Source organism: Mesorhizobium sp. BR1-1-16, from assembly GCF_020165495.1.
Classification (GTDB): Bacteria; Pseudomonadota; Alphaproteobacteria; order Rhizobiales; family Kaistiaceae; genus Kaistia.
Genome location: NZ_JAIUIE010000005.1, coordinates 332,962 through 356,400 on the forward strand (window position 1 = coordinate 332,962; position 23,439 = coordinate 356,400).

Annotated in this window: 23 protein-coding genes and 1 tRNA gene; 8 read left to right on the forward strand and 16 right to left on the reverse strand. The window is 66.5% G+C overall.

Features of this window, described 5'->3' with window-relative positions:
• Window positions 1–18: 18 nt before the first annotated feature.
• Entirely contained in the window at window positions 19–216 is a 198-nt protein-coding gene (locus LB518_RS14195) for a DUF1674 domain-containing protein (protein ID WP_224578163.1), read from the forward strand.
• 10 nt (window positions 217–226) lie between these two features.
• Here LB518_RS14195 and LB518_RS14200 read toward each other — a convergent pair whose 3' ends face one another.
• The 8 genes from LB518_RS14200 to tsaD form a co-directional block, all read right to left on the reverse strand.
• A complete protein-coding gene (locus LB518_RS14200; RefSeq protein ID WP_224578164.1) occupies window positions 227–916 on the reverse strand; it encodes an HPP family protein in 690 nt (229 codons plus the stop codon).
• 86 nt (window positions 917–1,002) lie between these two features.
• Window positions 1,003–2,955 carry an acetate--CoA ligase gene (gene acs, locus LB518_RS14205; RefSeq protein WP_224578165.1) on the reverse strand — a complete coding sequence of 651 codons (1,953 nt, stop codon included), beginning with the start codon at window positions 2,953–2,955 and terminating at the stop codon, window positions 1,003–1,005.
• 140 nt (window positions 2,956–3,095) lie between these two features.
• Window positions 3,096–3,812 carry a class I SAM-dependent methyltransferase gene (locus LB518_RS14210; protein WP_224578166.1) on the reverse strand — a complete coding sequence of 239 codons (717 nt, stop codon included), beginning with the start codon at window positions 3,810–3,812 and terminating at the stop codon, window positions 3,096–3,098.
• On the reverse strand, window positions 3,773–4,192 hold the full coding sequence (locus tag LB518_RS14215; RefSeq protein WP_224578167.1) for an EVE domain-containing protein: 420 nt from the start codon (window positions 4,190–4,192) through the stop codon (window positions 3,773–3,775). The genes LB518_RS14210 and LB518_RS14215 overlap by 40 nt, the downstream gene beginning before the upstream one ends.
• Window positions 4,193–4,203: 11 nt before the next feature.
• Window positions 4,204–4,482 carry a YciI family protein gene (locus LB518_RS14220; protein ID WP_224578168.1) on the reverse strand — a complete coding sequence of 93 codons (279 nt, stop codon included), beginning with the start codon at window positions 4,480–4,482 and terminating at the stop codon, window positions 4,204–4,206.
• Between the two features lie 83 nt (window positions 4,483–4,565).
• On the reverse strand, window positions 4,566–5,534 hold the full coding sequence (locus LB518_RS14225) for an NAD(P)H-dependent glycerol-3-phosphate dehydrogenase (RefSeq protein WP_224578169.1): 969 nt from the start codon (window positions 5,532–5,534) through the stop codon (window positions 4,566–4,568).
• Window positions 5,531–6,052 carry an NUDIX domain-containing protein gene (locus tag LB518_RS14230; protein WP_224578170.1) on the reverse strand — a complete coding sequence of 174 codons (522 nt, stop codon included), beginning with the start codon at window positions 6,050–6,052 and terminating at the stop codon, window positions 5,531–5,533. Before LB518_RS14230 ends, LB518_RS14225 begins: the two co-directional genes overlap by 4 nt.
• The gene (tsaD, locus tag LB518_RS14235; protein ID WP_224578171.1) at window positions 6,049–7,140 is read right to left on the reverse strand and encodes a tRNA (adenosine(37)-N6)-threonylcarbamoyltransferase complex transferase subunit TsaD; all 1,092 of its coding nucleotides are present in this window, start codon (window positions 7,138–7,140) and stop codon (window positions 6,049–6,051) included. Before tsaD ends, LB518_RS14230 begins: the two co-directional genes overlap by 4 nt.
• 129 nt (window positions 7,141–7,269) lie before the next feature.
• Between tsaD and hemC the strand changes: the two genes are divergently transcribed.
• The 6 genes from hemC to ku (LB518_RS14265) all read left to right on the forward strand — a co-directional run bounded on the left by hemC (window position 7,270) and on the right by ku (LB518_RS14265) (window position 12,695).
• Window positions 7,270–8,211, forward strand: coding sequence for a hydroxymethylbilane synthase (gene hemC, locus LB518_RS14240; protein WP_224578172.1), 942 nt, complete (start codon window positions 7,270–7,272; stop codon window positions 8,209–8,211).
• Window positions 8,212–8,215: 4 nt separating this feature from the next.
• Window positions 8,216–8,917, forward strand: a complete 702-nt coding sequence (locus LB518_RS14245; RefSeq protein WP_224578173.1) for a uroporphyrinogen-III synthase — start codon at window positions 8,216–8,218, stop codon at window positions 8,915–8,917.
• A 63-nt stretch (window positions 8,918–8,980) separates the two neighbouring features.
• Window positions 8,981–10,111: a COG4223 family protein gene (locus tag LB518_RS14250; protein WP_224578174.1), complete on the forward strand. Its 1,131-nt coding sequence runs from the start codon at window positions 8,981–8,983 to the stop codon at window positions 10,109–10,111.
• Between the two features lie 9 nt (window positions 10,112–10,120).
• The gene (locus tag LB518_RS14255; protein ID WP_224578175.1) at window positions 10,121–11,638 is read left to right on the forward strand and encodes a heme biosynthesis protein HemY; all 1,518 of its coding nucleotides are present in this window, start codon (window positions 10,121–10,123) and stop codon (window positions 11,636–11,638) included.
• A gap of 92 nt (window positions 11,639–11,730) precedes the next feature.
• A tRNA-Thr gene (locus LB518_RS14260) sits at window positions 11,731–11,806 on the forward strand.
• A 76-nt stretch (window positions 11,807–11,882) separates the two neighbouring features.
• Window positions 11,883–12,695 (forward strand): non-homologous end joining protein Ku, encoded by an 813-nt coding sequence (ku, locus tag LB518_RS14265; RefSeq protein ID WP_224578176.1) that lies wholly within the window; start codon window positions 11,883–11,885, stop codon window positions 12,693–12,695.
• Window positions 12,696–12,706: 11 nt separating this feature from the next.
• On the opposite strand, the gene ligD is transcribed toward ku (LB518_RS14265), so the two are convergent.
• Together ligD and ku (LB518_RS14275) are read right to left on the reverse strand one after the other, a co-directional pair.
• Window positions 12,707–15,295, reverse strand: coding sequence for a DNA ligase D (gene ligD / locus LB518_RS14270; RefSeq protein ID WP_224578177.1), 2,589 nt, complete (start codon window positions 15,293–15,295; stop codon window positions 12,707–12,709).
• Between the two features lie 3 nt (window positions 15,296–15,298).
• A complete protein-coding gene (ku, locus tag LB518_RS14275) occupies window positions 15,299–16,171 on the reverse strand; it encodes a non-homologous end joining protein Ku (RefSeq protein ID WP_224578178.1) in 873 nt (290 codons plus the stop codon).
• Between the two features lie 135 nt (window positions 16,172–16,306).
• On the opposite strand from ku (LB518_RS14275), the gene LB518_RS14280 reads away from it, so the two are divergent.
• Entirely contained in the window at window positions 16,307–16,690 is a 384-nt protein-coding gene (locus LB518_RS14280) for a GFA family protein (RefSeq protein ID WP_224578179.1), read from the forward strand.
• A gap of 88 nt (window positions 16,691–16,778) precedes the next feature.
• On the opposite strand, the gene LB518_RS14285 is transcribed toward LB518_RS14280, so the two are convergent.
• The 6 genes from LB518_RS14285 to xth form a co-directional block, all read right to left on the reverse strand.
• Window positions 16,779–18,668, reverse strand: a complete 1,890-nt coding sequence (locus LB518_RS14285) for an ABC transporter ATP-binding protein (protein ID WP_224578180.1) — start codon at window positions 18,666–18,668, stop codon at window positions 16,779–16,781.
• On the reverse strand, window positions 18,665–20,527 hold the full coding sequence (locus tag LB518_RS14290) for an ABC transporter ATP-binding protein (protein WP_224578181.1): 1,863 nt from the start codon (window positions 20,525–20,527) through the stop codon (window positions 18,665–18,667). Before LB518_RS14290 ends, LB518_RS14285 begins: the two co-directional genes overlap by 4 nt.
• Before the next feature lie 311 nt (window positions 20,528–20,838).
• Window positions 20,839–21,036, reverse strand: coding sequence for a hypothetical protein (locus LB518_RS14295; protein ID WP_224578182.1), 198 nt, complete (start codon window positions 21,034–21,036; stop codon window positions 20,839–20,841).
• 214 nt (window positions 21,037–21,250) lie between these two features.
• Window positions 21,251–21,628, reverse strand: a complete 378-nt coding sequence (locus LB518_RS14300; protein ID WP_224578183.1) for a COG4315 family predicted lipoprotein — start codon at window positions 21,626–21,628, stop codon at window positions 21,251–21,253.
• Between the two features lie 87 nt (window positions 21,629–21,715).
• The gene (locus LB518_RS14305) at window positions 21,716–22,354 is read right to left on the reverse strand and encodes a hypothetical protein (protein WP_224578184.1); all 639 of its coding nucleotides are present in this window, start codon (window positions 22,352–22,354) and stop codon (window positions 21,716–21,718) included.
• A gap of 65 nt (window positions 22,355–22,419) precedes the next feature.
• The gene (xth, locus tag LB518_RS14310) at window positions 22,420–23,223 is read right to left on the reverse strand and encodes an exodeoxyribonuclease III (RefSeq protein WP_224578185.1); all 804 of its coding nucleotides are present in this window, start codon (window positions 23,221–23,223) and stop codon (window positions 22,420–22,422) included.
• Window positions 23,224–23,439 lie beyond the last annotated feature (216 nt).

Sequence of the window (23,439 nt, forward strand, 5' to 3'; positions counted from 1 at the left end):
CCCGATCAGGAGACAGCCATGCCCGAAACGACCGAAACGCCCAATGATGCGAGGCCGCTGAGCCCGGCGGCGGAGCGCGCACTCGCCGAAGCCAAGGCGCGCCGCGCTGAAATCGATGCGGCGAGCGATCGCCCGCGCGAGATCCTCGGCCGCGAGGGCCCCGAGCCGGTCCGCTATGGCGACTGGGAGAACAAGGGCATCGCCAGCGATTTCTGAGGCGGCGACCTCAGATGCCGGGGCGCATCCGGACGAGAGCCCGCCGCTCGACATCGCGCAGCAGCCGCTCAAGATCTTCGGGATCGATATCGAAGGTCTCGCCACCCTCTGCGATCGCCGCAGCGAGATCCTCGCGGCTGAAGCTCCAGGGCGGAACCGGCGCGCCCTGCTTCACGGTCGCCGCAACATGTGGGTAGCTGTGGCCGGAGATACGGTGGAAGAGCCAGGCGCAGCCGACCATGAGAACGGCGTTGATCCCCACCGGCAGCAGCGGAAACGCAAGGCTTGACGACGCGCCGGCGAAGAGGCCGACAAGCGCCGCCGCGCCACCGGGCGGATGCAGAGAGCGCGTGATCGACATCAGGGCGATCGCCGCGCCAACCGCGAGCCCGGCCGAGAGGGCCGAAAGCGGCATGGCATGCGCCACCAGCACGCCGACGAGCGCTGACAGGACATTGCCGCCGATCGTCGGCCAGGGCTGCGCCATCGGGCTCGCGGGCACGGCGAAGAGGAGGACCGCGGACGCACCCATCGGCGGCACGAGCCAGAGGCCGTGCGCCGCATCGGGCGCCAGCAGCGCCGAGATATAGCCGGAGAGCGCGATGCCGATGGCAGCGCCGAGGCAGGCGAGAGCCCGGTCCCAGGGGCGGGCGCCCGCCAGGATCGGACGGAAGAGAGAGAAGCGGACGTGAAGGGACAAGCCGTGTTCCGGATCTTTGTGAGGGCGGGCTCGCCCGCGCGGGATTGGCGGCGCACCGCGATGCGCCGCACGCCCTTTAGGGCCGGCTAGACCGCTTCTTTTTTCCGGTTCTGCCGGTTGGCGATCAGGTCCTCGACGACGGCCGGATCGGCGAGCGTCGAGATATCGCCAAGGGCGCCGAATTCATCCTCGGCGATCTTCCTGAGGATGCGGCGCATGATCTTGCCCGATCGCGTCTTCGGCAGGCCAGGCGCGAACTGGATGAGATCCGGCGTCGCGATCGGTCCGATTTCCTTGCGCACCCAGCCGGCAAGTTCCTTGCGCAGCGCATCGCTCGGCTCGACCCCCGCCATCAGCGTGACATAGGCATAGATACCCTGCCCCTTGATGTCGTGCGGGTAACCGACGACCGCCGCCTCCGAAACGCCCGAATGCGCCACGAGGGCGCTTTCGACCTCGGCCGTGCCCATGCGGTGACCGGAGACGTTGATGACGTCGTCGACGCGGCCGGTGATCCAGTAATAGCCATCGGCATCGCGCCGGCAGCCATCGCCGGTGAAATACATGTTCTTGTAGGCCGAGAAATAGGTCTGCTCGAACCGATCGTGATCGCCATAGACGGTGCGCATCATGCCCGGCCAGGCATCGAGGATCACCAGATTGCCCTCGCAGGCGCCGTCCATGATCTTGCCTTCGGCATCGACGATGGCCGGCTGAACGCCGAAGAACGGCCAGGAGGCGGAGCCCGGCTTCAGGGGCGTCGCACCGGGCATCGGCGTGATCAGGTGGCCGCCAGTCTCGGTCTGCCACCATGTGTCGACGATCGGACATCTGTTGTCGCCGACGACGCGGTAATACCACTCCCACGCCTCGGGATTGATCGGCTCACCGACCGAGCCGAGCAGGCGCAGCGAGGCGCGCGACGTCGACTTGACCGGCTCATCGCCCGCCTGCATCAGCGCGCGGATCGCCGTGGGCGCCGTATAGAAGATCGTGACCTTGTGCTTGTCGATCACCTGCCAGAAACGGGCATTCGACGGATAGTTCGGCACGCCCTCGAACATCAGCGAGGTCGCGCCATTGGCGAGCGGCCCATAGACGATATAGCTGTGCCCGGTGACCCAGCCGACATCCGCCGTGCACCAGAAGACGTCGTTCTCCTTCAGGTCGAACACCAGCTCATGCGTCATCGCCGCATGCAGCAGATAGCCGCCGGTGGTGTGCAGCACGCCCTTCGGGCGGCCGGTCGACCCAGACGTATAGAGGATGAACAGCGGATCTTCCGCGCTCATTTCCTCCGCCGGGCAGTCGGCCGAAACTGTCTCCGCGAGCTCGTGATACCAGAAGTCGCGGCCGGCATGCATCGCCACCTCGCCGCCCGTGCGGCGGATGACCAGCACCTTCTCGTCGCCGATGGTCTTGGTCAGCGCCGAATCGGTATTGTGCTTCAGCGGCACTTTCTTGCCGCCGCGCAGGCCCTCGTCCGCGGTGATCACCAGCGTCGAGCGGCAGTCGCCAATGCGACCGGCGAGGCTGTCAGGAGAGAAGCCGCCAAAGACGATCGAATGGACAGCGCCGATGCGGGCGCAGGCCAGCATCGCCATCGCGGCCTCGGGGATCATCGGCAGGTAGATCGTGACACGATCGCCCTTCGAGACGCCGAGCGACTTCAGCACATTGGCAAAGCGGCACACCTCGGCATGCAGCTCGCGATAGGTGATCGAGCGGCTCTCGGAGGGATCATCGCCCTCCCAGAGGATCGCGACCTTGTCGCCCCGCGTCGCGAGATGGCGATCAAGGCAATTGGCCGCGACATTGAGCGTGCCATCCTCGAACCAGCGGATATCGATATTCCCAGGCGCGAAGGACGTGTTCTTGACCTTCGTGAACGGCTTGATCCAGTCGAGGCGCGCCGCCTGCTCGCGCCAGAATCCGTCAGGATCCTCGACCGAGCGGCGATACATGTCCTGATAGGTCTTGATGTCGACATGCGCCGAGGCAGCCCAATCGCTTGGGACCGCGTGAATGATCTCGTGCATTCTATCCTCCCTCATCCGCGCCCGCGCACGCCTGCGGGTGCGGCAACCTCCGTGGGTCACTTAATCCGTTCCATGCCGATGCCGCAAGATTCGCGCGGCGGAACGGCAGGGGCGCGCTGTCGCAGCCGTCTCCGCAGGCATCACGCGGGCAGGATCGTCAGGATGGCGACGGCCTTCGAAGCCGAATCCTCCAGCGCCGCCTCGACGGGCACGGTAATGGTCGCGCGGAGAGCGACGCCGCCTTCGGGACGATAGCTGCGGCCAGGATCGCCGACCACGACCGTGATACCGGACGCGGCAAGCCGTCTCAGCCAGGGCAGCACTGTCGCCGTCATCGCCCGGTCGTAGAAGATATCGCCGCAGAGCACCACATCCGCTTCGACGCCGGCGCCGACCAGATCCGCCATCAGCGGCGTGACCGCGACACGATTGGCCGCGGCGTTGAGGGTGATCGCCGCCATCGCGAAGGGATCGATATCCGCTGCCGTCACGGAGCTGGCATCGGCAAGCGCGGCCGCGATGCCGACAAGCCCGGACCCAGAAGCGAAATCGAGCACGCGGCGGCCCCGAACAAGTTCCGGCCGGTCGAGCACATGACGCGCCAGACCGCGCCCGCCCGCCCAGGCAAAAGCCCAGAAGGGCAGCGCGGCGCCGATGACGCCGAGTTCATCCTCGCTCCGCTGCCAGAGCAGCGTCGCGTCATCCGCCTGCCAGAGCCGGATCTCGGGCACATGCGGCACCGGCGAAAGGCGCGTCTCCGCCTGGATGAAACGGATGCGGGCGGCCGCGTCGTCGGGGACGGCGGGGCCAGGAATGATCAGGGTGAAATGCCCGCCATCTCGCAGACGACCGCCCATTCGGCATCGGTCACGGGCTGAACTGAAAGGCGCGAGTTTGAGACGAGCGCCATGCCCTTCAGGCGCGGCTCGGCCTTGGCGGCGACCAGTGTCACCGGCGTCTTCACCGGCGCGACCGCGCGGATATCGACGCACTCCCAGGTGCCGCTGTCATCGGTCGAATCGGGATGGATCTCCTTCATCACCTCGACAATGCCGACGACTTCCTTGCCTTCGTTCGAATGGTAGAAGAAGCCGCGATCCCCGACCTTCATGGCGCGCATATGATTGCGTGCCTGATAATTGCGGACGCCGTCCCATTCCTGTCCGGTCTTGCCCTTGGCGACGAGGTCGTCGAAGGAAAACGCGTCCGGCTCCGATTTGTACAGCCAATGCGCCATGGCGATGCTCCTCAGGCCGGCTTGCCCCAGCCCCAACGCCACGCTTTCACCTCGACCGACTTGAAGAGACCGGCCTTGGCATAGGGATCTTCGGCAAGCAGCGCCTTGGCAGCCGCCTCGTCCTCGGCCTCGATGACGAGCATCGAGCCGACCATGTCGCCCTTGGCGTCGAGAAAGGGTCCCGCGATCGGTACCGGCGCGGTCTTCAGCCAGTCGAGATGCGCCGGCCGCGTCGCGACACGCTTCTCGAGCGCGCCGTCATAGTCGGTGAGGATGGCGACGAAATGCATGGGAACTCCTCCGAAAGGTCGGGCGCACGTTAGGTCCGCCGCTCCGGCTGGTAAAGGCCCCGGTGCATCGGATGATCGCGGCGTTATTCGGTCTCGTGCTTCAGCGGCCGGCTCATCAGGGCCGCCATTGCCCCGTCGATATCAGTCTCGCCCTCGACCACGGCCGCCACCTGCGCCGTGATCGGCATGTCGACGCCGAGCCGGGCGGCAAGCGCCCGCGCCACGGCCGCCGTCGTCGCGCCCTCGACGAGCACATGCGCCGGCGCCTCGCCCCGGCCAAGCGCCAGGCCATAGGAGAAATTGCGCGACTGCGGCGAGGCGCAGGTGAGGACGAGATCGCCGAGCCCCGAAAGCCCCATCAGTGTATCGGGCCGCGCGCCGAGCGCCGCACCGATCCGCCGGAGTTCGGCAAAGCCGCGCGCCGTCAGCGCCGCGGCGGCACTGGCGCCGAGCGCCCGCCCGGCGACGATGCCGACCGCGATCGCCAGGACATTCTTGAACGCGCCGCCGACCTCGACGCCGATCATGTCGGTCTCGGCGTAAGGTCGGAAGCTGGTCGAGCCGAGCGCCTGGCAGAGCGCCATGGCGAGCTTTGGCTCGGCCGCCGCGATGGTCACCGCCGTCGGCAGGCCCCGCGCCACATCGATTGCGAAGCTCGGGCCGGAGAGCACGGCCGGGGCGGCGGGTGGCAGCGCCTGCTCCAGCACTTCGGTCGGGCGAAGTTCGGTTCCGCGTTCGAGTCCCTTGGCGCAAAGCACGATGGGCGTATCGTCCGAGATGCCGGCAAGCGACGCCGCGACGCCGCGCACCGTCTGTGTTGGCGTCGCAATCAGGATCGCATCGGCGCCGATCACATCAGCGAGCCGATCCGTGATGGCGAGGTCGGGCGGAAGGGCGATACCGGGCAGATAGGCGCGGTTTTCGCCCGCCGCGACGATGTCACCGACATCGCGTCCGTAAAGCGTCACCGCCCGCCCGGCACGATGGGCGGCGAGCGCGAGCGCGGTGCCCCAGGCTCCAGCCCCGACGATGGCGATGCGCTCCAGTCTCATCGGCCAGGAACCTCCAGACCGAGATACATCAGCAACTCGGGCAACTTGGCATCAAGCCGCCCGAACAGCACCGGCGGCGGCAGCAGCGGCGCGAAGGAAAACGCCATGCGAATCGGCGGCCCACCGCCATCCGGCGTCTGCTCCGTCCACTCCCACGCCTCGGCGGCGACGTCATCCAGCGCGACATGGAAGAAGGAGCGGTGATGCTGGAAGCGAACGGCGCCCGCCTCGAACGTCTCCGACCGGAACACATAGGTCATCTCGCCGAGCGGCACGAAGGCGCCGGATGGTGCGAGGCCCGTCTCTTCCAGCAATTCGCGCCGAGCTGCCGCCTCAAGGTCTTCGCCCTCCTCGACCGTGCCGCCGGGGACTTCGACGCCATGGCTGGGGAAATCGGGTTTGGTGAAGACGAGCAGTCGATCCTGCCACGTCGCATAGATGACGACCTTGCGGCGGAAGCGGGTCGCCGGGGGCGCCTTCGTTCCCGCGGCAGGGTCTTCGCTCACGCTGTCCGTCATGCCTTGGCGCCTTTCATGCCGGAGCCGATCATCGGAAGCGCGACGGTATCGAGCGGCCAGCGCGGCCGAGCCCGTGCATCGAGCCCATCCGCAAGGCCAAGCGCCAGCCGTTCCGCCCCGGCCCAGGCGATCATGGCGCCATTATCGGTACAGAGCGCGAGCGGCGGCGCCACGAGGCGGAAGCCGCGCCGCTCGGCTTCGGTGGCAAGGCCGGCCCTGAGCGCCCGATTGGCGGCGACACCGCCCGCGATCACCAGAACCGGTACGGCGATCTCGGGGAATTCGGCTCGAAACCGATCGAGCGCATGGGCGATCCGGTCGGCGACCACCGCAGAAACCGTCGCCTGGAACGCCGCCGAAAGATCGGCGACATCGCCATCCGACAACGGCGCGGCGGCCTCGGCGGCCTGACGGACGGCCGTCTTCAGGCCGGAAAATGAGAAATCGGCGCCGGCACGGCCCAGCATCGGCCGCGGCAGCGTGAAACGCGCCGCGTCGCCCGTCGCCGCAGCCCGTTCCACGGCCGGGCCACCTGGGTACGGCAGCCCGAGCAATTTCGCCGTCTTGTCGAACGCTTCGCCAAGCGCATCGTCGATCGTCGTGCCCCAGCGCTCATAGGCGCCGACGCCGCGCACCAGCAGGATCTGCGTGTGGCCACCGGAGACGAGAAGCAGCAGATAGGGAAACGCGACATTGTCGGTGAGCCGCGCCGTCAGCGCATGGCCCTCGAGATGATTGACGGCAAGGAGAGGCAGCCCGGCTGCAAAGGCGATCGCCTTGGCCGTGGTCAAGCCAACAATGACGCCGCCGATGAGCCCTGGACCAGCCGTCGCGGCGACGGCATCGAGGTCGCCGAAATCGACACCAGCCTCGGTGAGCGCCGCCTCGACAACCGAATCGAGCGCCTCGACATGCGCCCGCGCCGCGATTTCCGGCACCACGCCGCCGAATGCCGCGTGATCCGCGATCTGCGAAAGCACGATATTAGAGCGGATCGTGCCGCGGCCGTCGTCGCTCCGATGCACCACGGAAGCCGCGGTCTCGTCGCAACTGGTCTCGATGCCCAAAACGAGCTGGCCGGCGGTCACGAGGCGTGCCTTTCGACGGGGACTGGCTGGCGCCGCCGTCCCGATTGCCGCAGCCCCTTCCATCGTCGGAGGGAGCGACTAGACTGCGCGCCGATCAATTCCGCCCACCTAGCATCCGGAGCCGACCGCGTGCAATCCGCCCCTTCCGCTCCGCTCCTTCGCATCGGTACGCGCGGCAGCCCGCTCGCGCTAGCCCAGGCGCACGAGACCCGCGCGCGGATCGCGAGTTTCTATAGTCTCGATCCGGACGAGATCGAGATCGAGGTGATCCGCACCTCCGGCGACCGCATCCAGGACCGGCCGCTGTCGGAAGCTGGCGGCAAGGGTCTGTTCACCAAGGAGATCGAGGAGGCGCTTATCGCCGGCCGGATCGATCTCGCGGTCCACTCCTCCAAGGACATGCCGACGGCGCTTCCCGAAGGTCTCGAGCTTTCCGCCTTCCTGCCGCGCGAGGATGTCCGCGACGCCTTTCTCTCGCCGGTCGCCGGGGCGCTCCGCGACCTGCCGCAAGGCGCCGTGCTCGGGACATCGTCGCTGCGCCGCCGGGCGATGGCGCTCCGCATCCGCCCGGACCTCCAGCCGGTCGAATTTCGCGGCAATGTCGAGACGCGGCTGAAGAAGCTCGCCGATGGCGTCGCGCATGCGACGCTGCTGGCGCTGGCCGGGCTGAAGCGGCTTGGCCTCGAAGCGCACGCGACCTCGATCATCGAGCCCGATGATTTCCTTCCTGCTTGCGGCCAGGGCGCCGTGGCGATCGAAACGCGAATCGGCGACGAGCGGACCAGCGGCCTGGTTGCCCGCATCAACCATGAGCCGACCCAGATCGCCCTCCGCGCCGAGCGGGCCTTCCTGACACGGCTCGATGGGTCCTGCCGCACGCCGATCGGTGGCCTCGCCACGATCGAGGGCGGCGTCGTCACGTTCCGCGGCATGGTTCTTTCTCCCGATGGCCGCCAGTCCGAATCGGTCCAGCTGGAAGGTCCGGTTGCCGATGCCGAGCGGCTTGGCTTCGAGGCCGCGGGCGAATTGATCGGCCGCGGTGGCACAGCCTTCTTCCGCGCGGACGCGTGAGGCGATGCGGCTGCTCGTGACGCGGCCAGAACCGGACGCCAGCCGCACTGCGACCACCCTCGCCGCACGCGGGCATGTCTCGATCCTCGCGCCGATGCTCACAACTGCGTTTCTGCCGCCACCATCCATAATCACGCCGCCGGCCGCGATTCTCTTCACCAGTGTGAATGCCGTCCGCGCCGTCGCAGCATGGCCGCCAGAAACCCTGCCGCGCGACGTGCCAGTGCTCACCGTCGGCGATCGGACCGCCGACGCGGCGCGGGCCGCCGGCTTCGCCGATGTGCGTTCGGCTGACGGCGACAGCGCGGCGCTCGCATCGCTCGCGGCGGAGATTCTCGATCCCCGTGCGGGACCATTGCTTTATCCGACACTCGCAACGCCCTCCGGCGATCTCTCGGCACGGCTTCGGACAGCAGGTTTCACGGTCGACCAGATCGAGGCCTATCGGATGATCGCCGCCACGGCGCTGCCGGAGTTGGCGCGGGCAGCCATCGTCGGCGGCACCCTTGATGGGGCCCTGCTCTATTCGCGCCGGACCGCCGAGACCTTCATCGCGCTGACCGCGCCGCTGAAGCCGCATCTCGCCGCATTGGCCTTCTATTGTCTCTCCGCCGACGTTGCCGCCGCGCTTGAAACCGGCCACATCCGCATCGCGTCCGAGCCGAATGAGGCCGCTTTGCTGGCGCTGCTGGAAGGGGGAACATAGGCAGAGGGCATCCGTTGACGGATTGCTCTATAGTTGAGTTCGCGTGAAACGAGATCGAGGGCCATGGCCGAAGAGGACGACACCCCATCCGCAGCCGAAGGCACCGGTGCACCGCGCCAGAAGCGGTCACCCGTGACGATCGACCTAGAGGCTGAGGCCGTCGCGCCTGCCCGTCCCGCCGAACCGTCGCAAGAGACCGCGGCAGAGGAGCGCGCAGAGCTGCCACCTGCGGCCGCGGAAGATCCTGCAACACCCCCAGACAGCGCCCTCCGGCGATACTTGCCGCTCGGTGTCGCCGCAGTTGTCGGCGGCCTGATCGGCGGTGCGGCCGGCGCTCTGCTGTTCGCGCCGCAGACCGACACCATCACCTCGGTCAGCATCGACAGCCGCTTCGCGACACTGGCGAGCCGCCTCGACGCTCTGGAGGCCAAGGGCAGCACGGCCGCATCTGGCCCCGCAATCGATCCGGAGCGAATCACCGCGCTCGAATCGGGTCTCACCCGCCTCGAATCGCAACAGGCTTCCGCCGGCGAAGGCCCATCGGCCGACCTGCAGCCGATCGAACAGCGCCTCGCCGCGCTGGAAGCGCGCCCGGTGGAGACGCCGGCGCCTGCGGTCGATCTTCAGCCGCTGGAGCAGAAGCTGTCAGCTCTTGATAGCCGCATCGGCGAGATCGAGGCGCATCCGCCGTCCGATCCAGCCACCGAGGCCGCCGCCCGCACGATCGCGCTGACGGCCCTGCGCCAGGCCGCGCGCAGCGACAGGCCGTTCGACGCTGAACTCGCCGCTTTTCGCACGCTTGGCGGCGACGAGGCCGCGCTTGCTGCCCTCGCGCCCCTCGCCGCCAATGGCGCTCCGTCCGTCGCCTCGCTGCAGGCATCGTTTCCGGCGGCCGCCGACGCTGTGCGCAGCGCCAGCCGCCGCATCGATCCGGAGGCCGGCTTCATCGATCGGCTCGCGGCGTCAGCCGGTTCGCTCGTTTCGGTGAAGCCCGCAGGCCCCGTCGAGGGCAGTTCGCCCACAGCCATCGTTTCCCGCATGGAATCGATGGTCGACAAGGGCGATCTCGCCGCCGCACTCGCCGAGAGCGACGCGCTCGACGCAACATCGAAGAGCGCGCTCGCCGGCTGGGCCGACGCGGCGCGGAGGCGCGTCGCCATCGATACTGCGCTGGCCGCGCTGGCCGGCAACTGAGGAGGCCCGATGATCCGCATCCTCGTCTATATCGCGCTCGTCTTCGCGGCCGCCGCTGGTTTTGCCTGGCTCGCCGATCGCCCCGGCGAGATCACGCTCGCCTGGCAGGGCTATGAGGTCACGACCAGCCTGATGGTCGCCGCAGTCGCGATCGCCGCCGCCTTCGTCCTCGTCGCCATCGTGCTGTCGATCCTGATGGCCGTCCTTCGCGCGCCACGCCTGCTCGATGGCTGGCTGACGGGCCGTCGCCGCGACCGCGGCTATCGCGCGCTTTCGCGCGGCATGATCGCGATGGGCGCCGGTGACATCAAGAAGGCCAAGCGCCATTCCGCCGAAGCCCGGAAGATCCTCGACGGCGAACCACTGACCCTGCTTCTGGCCGCGCAAACCGCTCAGGCGGCCGGCGACGGTGCCGGTGCGCGCGCTGCCTTCGAGGCGATGCTGCCGGAATCCGAGACCCGTCTGCTCGGCCTGCGCGGACTCTATGTCGAGGCCGAGCGGGCCGGCGAACATGACGCGGCGCGACACTATGCCGAGGAGGCCGTGAAAGCAGCGCCGAGCCTCGGCTGGGCCGGCGAAGCGTTGTTTACATACCAGTCGTCGGCCGGCGATTGGCGCGGCGCCCTGCAGACGCTCGGCTCGAACCTGCAGGCAAAGCTCGTCGACAAAACGAGTGCTCATCGCCTGCGTGCCGTTCTGCTCACCGCACACGGCCTTGAGCTTGAGACAGGAAGCCCGCACGAGGCGTTGGCTGCTGCGCTGGAGGCAGTGCGCCTTGCGCCGGGCCTCGTTCCAGCGGCAACGCTGGCAGCGCGTCTTGCAGCGCGTCAGAACGACATCAAACGGGCCATGAAGGTGCTCGAGGCCGCCTGGAAGCAGGAGCCGCATCCCGAGCTTGCCGAGGCCTATCTCTCGGTTCGCCCTGGCGATGCCGCCGGCGACCGGTTGAGACGGGCGCAGAAACTGGCGGATCTCCGTCCGACGAGCCCGGAAAGCGCCTTCGCCGTCGCCCGGGCCGCGATCGATGCGCGCGAATGGCCCGAGGCGCGTCGCGCCCTGTCGAAACTGCCCGAAAGCGGCCAGACCGAGCGCTATTGGCTGCTGATGGCCGAGATCGAGGACGGCGCGGAGGGCGATCGTGGCCGTGTGCGCGAATATCTCGGCCGCGCGGTGCGCGCCCCGCGCGATCCGGTCTGGATGGCGGATGGCTACGCCTTCAATGCCTGGGCGCCATTGTCGCCGGTCAGCGGGCGGCTCGATTCGTTCGAATGGCGCACGCCGAGCATGGCGCTTTCAGAAGATCCGCGCCCGCTGCTCAATCTCGACCTGACGCCAGCCGCACCGGTGACAGAGGCTGAGGAAGAAGCTTCGCCTGCGCTCGCCCCGATGGTGATCGAGGCGACGCCGGCGCCCAAGATGCCCGTCAATGGCACGGAAACGCCGAAATCGCCGCCGCTGCCGCTGCCTGATGATCCCGGCATTGACGACGGGCGACCCGAGACGGTGGACCGCTTGCGCCTTCAATAGTCGACGACAGCCGCGGCGGGCTTGAAACCCGCCGCGAATGTGGCTATGAACGCGCCGTCTCCGCCGGGGAAGAAAACCGGGCCCGACATCGTGCCGCTTTAGCTCAGCTGGTAGAGCACATCATTCGTAATGATGGGGTCACAGGTTCGAATCCTGTAAGCGGCACCACTTCTCATCTCCCAGACAGTATGGAACCCTCGTCTCACCGCGGCATTGATCTGCGTTGTGGAGCGGGAGGCATCTGATGGCGCCACGGCCCTTCTGGAAGGGATATCTCAAGCTCTCGCTGGTGACCTGCGCGGTCTCGATGACGCCGGCGACCAGCGACAGCGCCAAAGTCCGCTTTCACACCCTCAACCGCGCCACCGGCAACCGCGTCACCAGCCGCTATGTCGATGCCGTCACCGGCAAGGGCGTCGATGACGACGACATGGTGAAAGGATATCCGCGCGGCGAAGATGACTACGTGCTGCTTGAGGATGACGAACTCGACGCCGTCGCGCTCGACAGCACCCGCACGATCGATATCGAGACCTTCGTTCCCGCCGACAGCATCGGCTGGATCTGGTACGACCGCCCGCATTTCCTGGCCCCCGACGACGAGGTGGGTGCCGAAGCCTTTGCCGTCATCCGGGCCGCGATGGTGGCGACTGACACCGTCGGCATAGCCCGGCTGGTGCTCTATCGCCGCGAGCGCGCGGTGATGCTGGAACCACGCGAGACCGGCATCGTCCTGTGGACGTTGCGCTATGGCGACGAGGTGCGCGACGCGGAGCCCTATTTCGCCGGCATCGAGGATGAGAAGCCGGAGACGGAAGGCCTCGACCTGATGCGGCGCCTGATCGCAAAGCGGAAACAATCGTTCGATCCGGCGCTGCTCGCGGATCCTGTCGAGGAGCGGTTGCACGAGATGATCGCGGCGCGCAGCAAGAAGCGGCGTCCGAGCAAGAAGCAAGCAGCAACCGAGGCGCCCGCCGAAACGGGCAACGTGATCAACATCATGGACGCCCTGAAGCGCAGCCTTGCTTCTGAGAAGAAGCCGGCCAAGCGCAGTTAGCCGGCTGATCTTCAGGCCTTGCGGCGCTTCGGCTTCTGGATTTCGAGTGGCACTGCTGCCGCCAGCAGCTCGGCCCAGGGGTCAGAGCCGCGCGTCGCTATGTGGCCGGGTGCATTGGTCACGGTGAAATGGGCCGGGCCGATGTCGGGGCCGAGTTCATCCCAGGCAAGCGGCATCGAAACGGCCGCGCCCGGCCGGGCACGGGTCGAATAGGGCGCGACGGCGGTCTGTCCGCGCTGGTTACGCAGGTAGTCCACCAGAATCTTGCCGCCGCGCTTCGCCTTGGCAATCGTCGCGACATAGCGGTCGGGCGCATCGGCGGCCATGGCCTCAGCCATCGCCTTGGTGAACGCCTTGACGGCCGGCCAATCCGCCTTGGGCTTCAACGGCGCCACGATATGCAGGCCCTTGCCGCCGGATGTCTTCAGGAACGCCGCGAGACCCGCAGCCTCGAACCGGGCTCGGACATCCTCCGCCGCCTGGACAACCTCCGCCCAGCTTACGCCGTCGCCCGGATCGAGATCCATGATGATCCTGTCCGGCCGCTCCCAGTCGGCGAGGGTCGATCCCCAGGGATGGATTTCCAGCGTCGCCGATTGCACCAGCGCCATCAGCCCGTCGAGACTGTCGATGCTGATGAAGGGCGGCTCGCTCTTGGCTTTCGGGTCCGGCACCAGACGGATGGCGGCATTGACGCCCTTCCAGGCATGCTTCTGGAAGAACTTCTCGCCGTCGATGCCCTCGGGACAACGCAACAGCGCCAACGGCCGACCGACGATATGCGGGCCGATGAACCGCCAGACCTCGGCGTAATAGTCGGCGAGCCCCTCCTTGGTGATGCCGGCATCCGGCCAATAGACCCGGTCCGGATGTGTCAGCTTCACAGTCCGCTTCGGCGGCTTCGGCGCCGCTGGCGCGGCCTCGCTCTTGGCATCTTTCGCTCGCTCGCGCACGATCTCGCTCGCCGGCTTGTCCTCGCGCAATCCGCGGAATGAAGCATGCCTGAGATGGCCGTCGCCCGTCCAGGCGCGGAACTCGACTTCCGCCACCAGCTTCGGCTCGACGAAGCGGGCGCCGCGCCGTTCCTCGGCGGTCAGCCCGCGCGCGAACGGGCTCTTGTCGACAGCGATTGCGTGGAGGCGCCGATAGAGATCGCGCGATACGCTGGCCGTGAAGCCCGTGCCGACGCGGCCGACATGATCGAGGCCGTCGGCGTCATGCACGCCGAGCAGCAGGGAGCCGATGGCATTTGGCGCCGCCGTCGAAGGGACGTAACCGCCGATGACGAATTCCTGCCGCGCCGAGCATTTCGACTTGACCCAGTTGCGGCCGCGCCCAGACCGGTATGGCGAATCCGCAACCTTGGAAACGACACCCTCGAGGCTCAGACGGCAGGCATGGCGAAGCACCATCTCGCCGCTCTCGGGGAAGTGCGCGCTGAAGCGGATCGCCGGACCGCCAGCCCCGATCAGCCGCTCCAACGCCCCTTTGCGCGCGAGGAGCGGAACGCGGGTCAGGTCCTGGCCGTCGAGATGAATGAGATCGAAGGCATAGAAGACGAAGCGATCGCTTCGGCCTTCGCTGAGATCGGCCTGGAGCGCCGAGAAGTCCGAGGCGCCCGCCGCCCCCTCGACGACGAGTTCGCCATCGATCATCGCCGTCTCGCAGGGCAAAGCAGCCATCGCCGCGACGACGTCAGTGCCGAACTTTTCGGTCCAGTCGAGGCCGGTGCGTGTCAGGAGACGGACCTTGTCGACTTCGATGCGCGCGATCAGGCGATAGCCATCGAACTTGATCTCGTGCAGCCAGCGCTCGCCGGCCGGCGGCGCCGCGACCAGAGTCGCAAGCTCCGGCGGCACGAAATCCGGCAGCTTCGCCTTCCGCGCTCCTTCGAGCGAGGTTGGTGCGTCCGCCAAAGCTCCGTCGGACGTGCCGCCCGCCTTGCCACCGACCTTGGCTCTGACCGCTGCCTTCCGGCGTGGCTTCGCGGGCGTGTCCGGATCGATCTTGCCCGTCTTCGATAACCAACCGGGCGCTTCCTTGGCGACCTCGGCGAGAGCGCGTCCCGTTTTCACCGAGTCGGTTTCTTCCTCGAGAATATCGGGCGCATCCGCGTGGCGGGCATAGGCATCTTCGCCCTTGATCAGAAGCCAGTTCTCGCGCTTCTCACCCGGCTTCCCATGCATCCGCACGAGGTGCCAGCGGCCTTTGAGGCGCTCGCCATCGAGCGTGAACTCGAGATGGCCCTTGGCATAGCCTTTGTGGGCATCGCCGATCGGCGCCCAGGTGCCTCGATCCCAGACGAGGACCGTGCCGCCGCCATATTCGCCCTTCGGGATCGTGCCTTCGAAATCGCCATAGTCGAGCGGATGATCCTCGACATGAACAGCAAGCCGTTTTTCCTCGGGATCGAGGCTCGGGCCGCGCGTCACCGCCCAGCTCTTCAGGACGCCATCCATCTCCAGACGGAAATCATAGTGCAGCCGTGTCGCATCGTGCTTCTGGATGACAAAGCTGTTGCCGCTGCCGATGCTTTCGCCGCCCTCGGGTTCTGATGTCGTCTTGAAGTTGCGCTTGCTGCGATAAGTTTCGAGCGCCATCGCTCAGCCCGCCTTTCGCCGAGGCGCAGCAGGCGGCTTCTCGGCAGCGGCCTTCGAAGACCGCTTCCGCTTCGCCGGCTTTGCATTCCCCTTGCTCGAAGCAGGCGCACCCGCGCTCTCGCGAAGCGCCGACAGCAGGTCACTGGACGCTGTGCGCTTGACGGGCTTCGGCCGCGCGATCTTGCGCCCTTCGATCTTCGCCTTGACCAGTTCCGCCAGTGCAGCCTCATACCGGTCATCGAAGGCGGACGGATCGAAGGTGCCGGCCTTGGTGTCGATGATGTGCTCTGCGAGTTCGAGCATCTCACCCTTGATGTCGAGCTTCGGAATATCGCCGAAGACCTCCTTCGATGAGCGGACCTCATAGTCGAAATTGAGCGTCGTGCCGACGAGGCCCTTGCCATAGGGGCGGATCAACAGCAGCCGCACCCGGCGAAACAGCACAGCCTCGGCCAGCGCCGCGACATTTTCCGCGCGCATGCCCTCGCGGATCAGATCGAAGGCCTCCTCGGCATGGCGATCCGAAGGCGCGAGATAATAGGGCCGGTCCAGATAGACATCGTCTATATCGGCGCAGGGAAAGAAAGCGGAAACGGTGAGGGTCTTGTCGCTTTCAGGCACGGCTGCGGCAATTTCCTCGGCTTCGAAGATGATCGGATCACCTGAGCCCGTGTCGTAGCCCTTGACCTGATCGTCTCGGTCGACCGGCTTCTCCGTTTCGCTGTCGACGAAGTGGCGTTCGATCCGGTTGCCGGTCCGGCGGTTGATCGTGTGGAAGGCGATCCGCTCGGACGTCGAGGCAGCCGTATAGAGCGCCACAGCCGCGCTGAGCTCTCCGACCTTGAGATGACCCTTCCAATTGGCCCGTGGCGCCATGCTCTGCCCTCCGCGAGTCACTCAATGCGGCGCCGCCTCGGATCGTTCCGCAGGCTGCGCCAAGCCCTCCGGCAGGGCGCACAAAGGGAACGCAGCGCGCCGGCCTCGCGTTTGTCAATCACAAGGGAGATGACCATGGCACGCATTCGAACCGGTGGCTGCCTCTGCGGGGCAGTCCGTTTTGAGCTTGAGGGCGAGCCTTTCCTCATCGGCGTCTGTCATTGCGCCGACTGCCGCAAGGAAAGCGGCAGCGCCTTCACCCTCTATGCGAAATGGCCGCTGTCAGCTTTTCGCGTGACCGGCGAGACGCGCCTCTATGCAGGGCGGAACTTCTGTCCAGTTTGCGGAAGCCGGCTGTTCAACCTCCACGCGGAGGACGTCGAGCTTCGCGTCGGCAGCCTCGACGAAGCGCCCGACACCATCGGTACCCCAAGCCAGGAAGGCTGGATCAAGCGCCGCGACCCCTGGCTCGCGCCGATCGAGGGCGCAAGTCAGAGCGTCGAGGACACGCCGCGCTGAGCCGGTACCGCCGCCATCCGATACGGGAGATGCGAACGGCTCCCAGAGCGAGCCATCGCGGAGCAGTCGTACGCCCCCGGTGGGATGGTCAGCTTGTCGTGCGCGACAAGCCGCCGGCAATCAATTCGGCAGGGATGTCGTCGAATGACGCGTAGTTCATGCTGTAGAGACGGGCATAGAGCCCTTTCTTCTGCATGAGCGCGTCGTGATTGCCCTGCTCGACCAGCGTGCCGTTCTGGAGCACGATGATGCGATCCGCGCCGCGGATAGTCGCGAGGCGGTGGGCAATGACAAGGCCCGTGCGCCCCTTCAGCAGAATCGCCAGAGCCTTCTGGATCTGCCGTTCGGTATAGCTGTCGATATTGGCCGTGGCCTCGTCGAGGACGAGGATGCGCGCATCGGCGACCAGCGCGCGGGCAAAGCTGATCAGCTGTCGCTGGCCTTGCGAGATATTGCTGCCGCGCTGCTCCAGTTCGCTGTCATAGCCCTTCGGCAGCTGCATGATGAACTCATGCGCCCCGACGGCCTTCGCAGCAGAGACCACCTCGGCGCGGCTCGCCTCGGTCTTGTGATAGCGGATATTGTCGAACACCGTGCCTGAGAACAGGAACGGCTCCTGCAGCACCATCGCGATGTGCCGGCCGAGCGAATCCTGCGTCACGTCGCGCACGTCGCGCCCGCCGACCAGCACAGAGCCTCTCGTGACATCATAGAAGCGATGCACCAGCGCCATCGCGCTGGTCTTGCCGGAGCCGGTCGGTCCGACCAGAGCCACCGTCTCGCCTGGATTGACCCGGAACGAGACGTCGTGCAGCACCGGCTGGCCCGGCACATAGCCGAATGTGACGTTGCGGAACTCGACCGACCCATCCATGTCCTCGGGCAGCGCCACGGCATCCGTCTTGTCGGTGACATCGACGGGAACATCGAGGACTTCGGAAATGCGCTGACCCGAAGCCATCGCGCGCTGCATGACGCTGTATTGCAGCGTCAGCGACCGGATCGGGTCGAAAAAGCGCTGGATATAGAACAGGAACGCGACCATGACGCCGATATCGAGGCTCTTCGACAGCACCATCGAGCCGCCGACGACGATGACGGTCGCCATCGCGATGCCGGTCAGCGTATCGACGATCGGCACCATGACCTGCGCATATTTGGCGGCGAGCAGATTGGCGTCGCGATGCGCGCGGACCTTCTCGTCATAGAGCTCGAAATTGACGCGCTGACGGCTCATGCTTTGAACCGTACGCACGCCGTGAATGCCCTCGGCCAAGGCGCCATTGGCGATCGACGAGGTCTCATGCGCCTCCATGAAGGAACGCTTGGCGAGCGGCAGCCAGAACAGTCGGACGATGAACAAAGCTGGCATGGTTGCCAGCGTCAGCAGGCCGAGCCGCGGATCGAGCCATAGCAGGACGACGACGATGCCTGCGAGCAGCGCGATGTCTCCAACGGAGAGCACCGAGGTCTCCATGAATTCCTGCATCGAATTGACGTCGCCCTGCAGGCGCGACATCAGCCGTCCCACCTCGGTCTTGTCCATGAAGGAGAGCGACACCCGCTGCAGATGGCTGAACATCGCCCGGCGCATGTCGAACAGCACGTGCTCCGCGGCGCTGCCGACGACGGTCTCCTGCAGATAGCTCGCGCCGTAATTGACGAGGATCGTTGCCGCGAAGGCGAGCGCGCAGGAGACGAGAACGGAGTGATCGGCGACGCCGCCAGCCATGCCGCTGTCGATCGCGGTGCGGATGATCAGCGGAATCGCAAGCTGCGTCAGGGTGAAGACGAGCACGGCTGCGACCGACAGAACGACCTTGCCGCGATAGGGCGAAACGAAGCTCCAGATACGGCGCACGATCTTCGGGTCATAGACCGCGCCGAAGATCTCCTCCTTTTCGCGATGCGAGCCGACCACGGCCCGGGGTGGACGCTCCGTCCCCGCGATCAGCACCTTTTCGGACCGGATGCTCATTCCGCGGCTCCCTGCATGGCGTCTTCGACCGGCGGCAGCTGCAGGTCGTGCAGCGCGCGATAGCGCCCGCCGGCCGCCAGCAAATCGCCATGCGTCCCGCGTTCGACGATGCGCCCGTCCTCGATGAACAGGATCTCGTCCGCATGCATCAGCGAGGAGAGCCGATGAGAGATGATGAGCGTCACTCGCTCCGAGGCATGGGTTCGGATCGCCGCGCGGATGCGCTGCTCCGTGCCGGCATCGACCGCGGCCGTCGAATCGTCGAATACGAGCATCGCGTGACGCAGGATCAGGCTGCGAGCGATAGTAAGCCGCTGGCGCTGGCCACCCGAGAGCGAGGCGCCGCGCTCGCCGACGATCGTGCCGTAGCCTGTCGGCAGGCCGACGATGTAGTCGTGCAGCTGGGCCGACTCGGCCGCGCGCGCGATCCGCTGCTCCTCGGCCCAGGGATCGCCATAGGCGACATTGTTTTCGATCGAGGTGGTGAAGAGAAACGCGTCCTGCTGCACGACGCCGACCGCCCGGCGCAGCGATTCCAGCGTCACGTCGCGGATGTCCTGGCCGTCGATCGTGATCCGCCCCGACGTGACGTCATAGAAGCGGGGGATCAGGTGGGCGATGGTCGACTTGCCGCTGCCCGGCGGGCCGACGATCCCGATCGTCTGGCCCGGACGCGCCGTGAAGTCGATACCGACCAGGGCCGGCTTCTCGGCACCTGGATAGGTGAAGCTGACATCCTCGAAGGCGAGCACGCCGTCGGTAAGTACGAGAGGTTCGGCTCCCGGCTTGTCGGCGATCGTGATCTCCTGGTCGAGCAGCTCGAACAGGCGGCGACCGCATGTCGAGGCGCGAGCAAACGAATTCACCATCAGTCCCAGCTGGCGCACCGGCATCTGCAGGATCGTCATGAAGGTCAGGAACGAGGCGAGCGTGCCAACGGTCATCGTCCCCGCTGCGACGCGTCCGCCGCCCACCCACAGCACGAGTCCCATGGCGGCGAAGAAGGAGAAGTTCATTGCGCTGGTATTGCGCACGCGGATCAGCACCCGCTCATGCGCAAGCTGCAGCGCGCCTTCCGAGATACGGTCGAATTTCGTGAGCTCGAACGCCTGCGCCGCAAAAGCGCGAACGACGCGGATGCCGCCGAGATTCTCGTCCATCACGCGGGTCAGGACCGCAAGCCTCTCCTGCAGCTCCAGCCATGTGGACCGCAGCAGGAGCTGCGTTACGGAGGAGCGCCAGGCGACGAAGGGCACGAAGGAGAGGCTGAGCAGGCCGAGCAGCGGATCGGTCGAGATCAGCAGCACTGCGCCGAAGCCGATCAGGACCGTCAGCAGCACCATGCGCACCAGACCGGTGTTGAAGAACATCCGGACGCCCTCGATATCGAGGATGCCGAGGGTGATCAGATCGCCGGTATGGACCTTGTCGTGGAAGCTGAACGAAAGGCGTTGCAGCTTCTCGTAAGTCGCAAGCCGCAGTTCATAGCCGAGATGATGGCCGACCGAATCGCCATAGTAGTTCTGCGCCATCGTGAACAGGCCGCGCAGAATGCTGATGGTAAGCAGGGTCGCAGCCGTGATGAAGAGCGCATGCTGGGCAGCAACGGCGCTGTCTGCATCGGCGCTGAGGATGCCCTGCGCCTGGTCGACCGCGCGCCCGAGCAGGCGCGGAATGATGAGTTGCAGCGTTGCCGCGACAAGCGTCGCAAGCACGGCAGCGCTGGCCTGCCAGGGATGGCGCAGCGTCAGCCGCGTGATCCTGGCCAGGGTTCCGAGGCCTTTGCCCCATTCCGCCGCCTTGACATGGGCGAGCGAGGTCTCGCGCTGTTCCGCGCGCGTTGCAGCAGTAAGTGTCACCGGATCTGTCCAGACTGACCGTTCGGAGGGTCCCCACGGCATATGCGGAGAACGAAGGCGTCGGCTTCGGGGCCGTTGGCGCGCCCCGGGTCGGCGGTTGAGATCGTGCGCCTTTATCCGGACCAATCAAGATCGGTAAGGCTCAACAACAACTTTTGCAGGTGATTCATGTCAGCTTCAGGGCAGAAGTGGCATCGATGACACAGCACGATGCGATGGAGTCATAGGCTGACAACAAGAAGCCGGCCGCGATGAGGGCCGGCTTCCGGATCTTCGGCGCGGACGTGTCGAATGCCGCGAATCAGCTCAAGTCAGGGCTTTGGCTTGCCCGCCGGCGCCTGTTCGGAAATCCCGGCGATATCCGGCGGCGGCAGATCGCCTTCCGCGATTGCGTCCTCGCGCTTCTTGCGCAATTCCCGCGCGCGCTCGCTGTCCGGCTGGGGCGCATTGGCCTCCGCCTCTTCGACGAGATCGACGAGCGGAAGGACGGGCATGATGGGGGTCGACATGGCTTGCTCCTCCTGAGGAGGCCGGGTCAGACCGGCCGATGGAAGGCAAACGGTCCGGCGCGGACGAGGTTCCCGACTGCGCGGCGCTTAACCCGATGGAAACCAAGTCCTGCCAATGTCTGGGTGTGGACGCGTTCCGTGTGTTTTTCCGGTTGTCCATGGAGACAAGGCAGCCATCCCTGCGGCAGCGGGGATGGCTGTTCTCGTTCCAGGACTATTTCGCGACGTGCCAGACGCCGCCCATGCCTTCGCCCGTGACATCGCCGGGCTTCATGTCCTTCACGAACGTATAGAGCGGCATGCCCTCATAGGCCCACATGACGGTGCCGTCCTTGCGCTTGACCAGCGACCAGTCGCCTTCGGCCTTGTCGCCGGCAGCCGCCATCAGCGGCGGCCATGCGGTCGCGCATTTATCGTAGCAATTAGATACGCCCTTATCGTCCTTGTCGAACGTGTAGAGGGTCATCCCCTTCGCATCGACGAGCACCTCGCCGGCCGATGATTTCATCATGGTCGCGGGCGCTGCCGAAGCGGCGGCTGAGAAGGCCGACATGGCGACGAGGCTCGCCATGGCAACGAGAAGCGGCTTCATTGAAACTCTCCCTGATCGTGGCCCGACGGGCCGGGTACGACAGTGAACAGTCCGGCGCAGTTTCTATTCTCACTTCACGAAAACGTGTCAGCGCAGGTCTGTCTCGGGATAAGCGGGGCTGGCGCGGCAGCCGGAGGAGCGGCAGAGGAAGACCAGCGTCAGGTCCGGCCAGCACGTCCGCCGCTCGGCGCCGGCAGCGGCGACATACTGGATCAGCAACTTGAACTCGATGAAGCGCGGCTCGTCTCCGTCGCCAAGATCGGCATAGACAGCCAACCCGTCACGGCCCGAGCGCTGGATCGAGCCCGCAAAGGTCGCGCCGGGGCTGATGGCGCCGTCCTTGAGGAAGATGCCGGCCCGACATGTCACGAAGCCCGGCGGCGCCAGGAACTTGGCATAAGTCCGATCGCCGCGCAGATGCACGGGTAGGGCCGTGCCGCGATAACGCTCGGAGACGACCGAGGGACGAACATAGCGGATGACGTCGCCCGCATCTCCCTCCTCGTCGGCGCAGGAGAATCCGAGCGATTGGCAGCCGGCTGCCGCGAGCATGGCCGCGGCCTCGGGGTCTTCCTGCATCCAGCCCTTGACCACCGGCGGGCCGGAGCTGCGCAGGTGGAACTCCTCCTGATAGACGCGCGGCATGATCCGGAGCCCGGCTGGCATGTCCGCCTGTGCCGGGACAATGAGAAGGACGCCAATCGAGAGCCACAGGCCGAAGCGCATGGCAGCCTCCGCCGCGCCGGCTCATTCTATCATGGCGGCGCCGTAGAGGGCAGGCATCGATCCGCTCAGGCCGCGAGGCGAAGGATCACCGGCACGTGGTCGGAGGGGCGGTTCCAGCCTCTCGCTTCGCGCTTGACCTCGAGGCCGAGCAGGCGGCCGCGCAACGGCGACGTCACCCACATATGATCGAGCCGGCGGCCGCGGTTGGACGCCTCCCAGTCGGCCGCGCGATAGCTCCACCACGTGTAGAGCTTCTCTTCGGGCGGCACGAAATGGCGCATTGCATCGATCCAGCCGCCAGCCTCGATAACCGCTTCGAGCAACTGGGTCTCGACCGGCGTATGGCTGACGACGCCGAGCATCTGCTTGTGCGACCAGACATCCTGTTCCAGCGGCGCCACATTGAGATCGCCGACGAGAATGGCCGGCCCCAGCGTTTCGGCGCCGCGCAGCCAGCCCTTCATCTCCTCGAGAAAGGCCAGCTTGTGGGCAAACTTCTCGTTCACGTCGGGATTGGGCTCGTCGCCGCCGGCAGGCACGTAGAAGTTATGCAGAACGATGGGCAATTCCCCACCGCCGATCTTCACCGCGACGTGGCGTGCGTCGTCCTTGCCGCAGAAGCCGCGCCGGACATGCTCGGTGATCGGCACCTTCGCGACGACAGCCACGCCGTGATAGCCCTTCTGCCCATGCACGACCTGATGCTCATAGCCGAGCTTGCGGAAGGCACCGGCGGGGAAGTTGCCCTCGATGCATTTGATTTCCTGCAGGCAGAGCACGTCGGGCCGCTCCGCTTCGAGAAAGGCGCAGACGAGATCGATGCGCAGACGCACCGAATTGATGTTCCAGGTGGCAATGCTGAGGGGCATGGGCGTTCCGGTGGCGGGGCTTATGAAGTCCTAACCGCTTGGACCGGACCCGCCAACAGGAGATCCTTGCCGAAACCGCAAAAGAAAACGCCCAGCCCCGGGGGGAGGCTGGGCGTTGCGCTTCCGAAGCGCCTGCGCCTGTCGCGAACCGAAGTCCTGCGACAAGGCGCCTGGGGCGGGGGCCATCTCGGCGAGACGGGGGGCACTGCCGGGGGA

Bases quoted from the DNA above. Each gene is read 5' to 3' on its own strand.
- LB518_RS14195 (WP_224578163.1), top strand. From the start codon at position 19: ATGCCCGAAACGACCGAAACGCCCAATGATGCGAGGCCGCTGAGCCCG.
- LB518_RS14215 (WP_224578167.1), bottom strand. From the start codon at position 4,192: ATGGCGCATTGGCTGTACAAATCGGAGCCGGACGCGTTTTCCTTCGAC.
- LB518_RS14220 (WP_224578168.1), bottom strand. From the start codon at position 4,482: ATGCATTTCGTCGCCATCCTCACCGACTATGACGGCGCGCTCGAGAAG.
- LB518_RS14295 (WP_224578182.1), bottom strand. From the start codon at position 21,036: ATGTCGACCCCCATCATGCCCGTCCTTCCGCTCGTCGATCTCGTCGAA.
- LB518_RS14305 (WP_224578184.1), bottom strand. From the start codon at position 22,354: ATGCGCTTCGGCCTGTGGCTCTCGATTGGCGTCCTTCTCATTGTCCCG.
- ku (WP_224578176.1), top strand. From the start codon at position 11,883: ATGGCGCCACGGCCCTTCTGGAAGGGATATCTCAAGCTCTCGCTGGTG.
- ligD (WP_224578177.1), bottom strand. From the start codon at position 15,295: ATGGCGCTCGAAACTTATCGCAGCAAGCGCAACTTCAAGACGACATCA.
- LB518_RS14255 (WP_224578175.1), top strand. From the start codon at position 10,121: ATGATCCGCATCCTCGTCTATATCGCGCTCGTCTTCGCGGCCGCCGCT.
- LB518_RS14225 (WP_224578169.1), bottom strand. From the start codon at position 5,534: ATGAGACTGGAGCGCATCGCCATCGTCGGGGCTGGAGCCTGGGGCACC.
- ku (WP_224578178.1), bottom strand. From the start codon at position 16,171: ATGGCGCCACGGGCCAATTGGAAGGGTCATCTCAAGGTCGGAGAGCTC.
- LB518_RS14285 (WP_224578180.1), bottom strand. From the start codon at position 18,668: ATGAGCATCCGGTCCGAAAAGGTGCTGATCGCGGGGACGGAGCGTCCA.
- LB518_RS14280 (WP_224578179.1), top strand. From the start codon at position 16,307: ATGGCACGCATTCGAACCGGTGGCTGCCTCTGCGGGGCAGTCCGTTTT.
- xth (WP_224578185.1), bottom strand. From the start codon at position 23,223: ATGCCCCTCAGCATTGCCACCTGGAACATCAATTCGGTGCGTCTGCGC.
- LB518_RS14250 (WP_224578174.1), top strand. From the start codon at position 8,981: ATGGCCGAAGAGGACGACACCCCATCCGCAGCCGAAGGCACCGGTGCA.
- LB518_RS14245 (WP_224578173.1), top strand. From the start codon at position 8,216: ATGCGGCTGCTCGTGACGCGGCCAGAACCGGACGCCAGCCGCACTGCG.
- LB518_RS14300 (WP_224578183.1), bottom strand. From the start codon at position 21,628: ATGAAGCCGCTTCTCGTTGCCATGGCGAGCCTCGTCGCCATGTCGGCC.
- LB518_RS14210 (WP_224578166.1), bottom strand. From the start codon at position 3,812: ATGGGCGGTCGTCTGCGAGATGGCGGGCATTTCACCCTGATCATTCCT.
- acs (WP_224578165.1), bottom strand. From the start codon at position 2,955: ATGCACGAGATCATTCACGCGGTCCCAAGCGATTGGGCTGCCTCGGCG.
- LB518_RS14230 (WP_224578170.1), bottom strand. From the start codon at position 6,052: ATGACGGACAGCGTGAGCGAAGACCCTGCCGCGGGAACGAAGGCGCCC.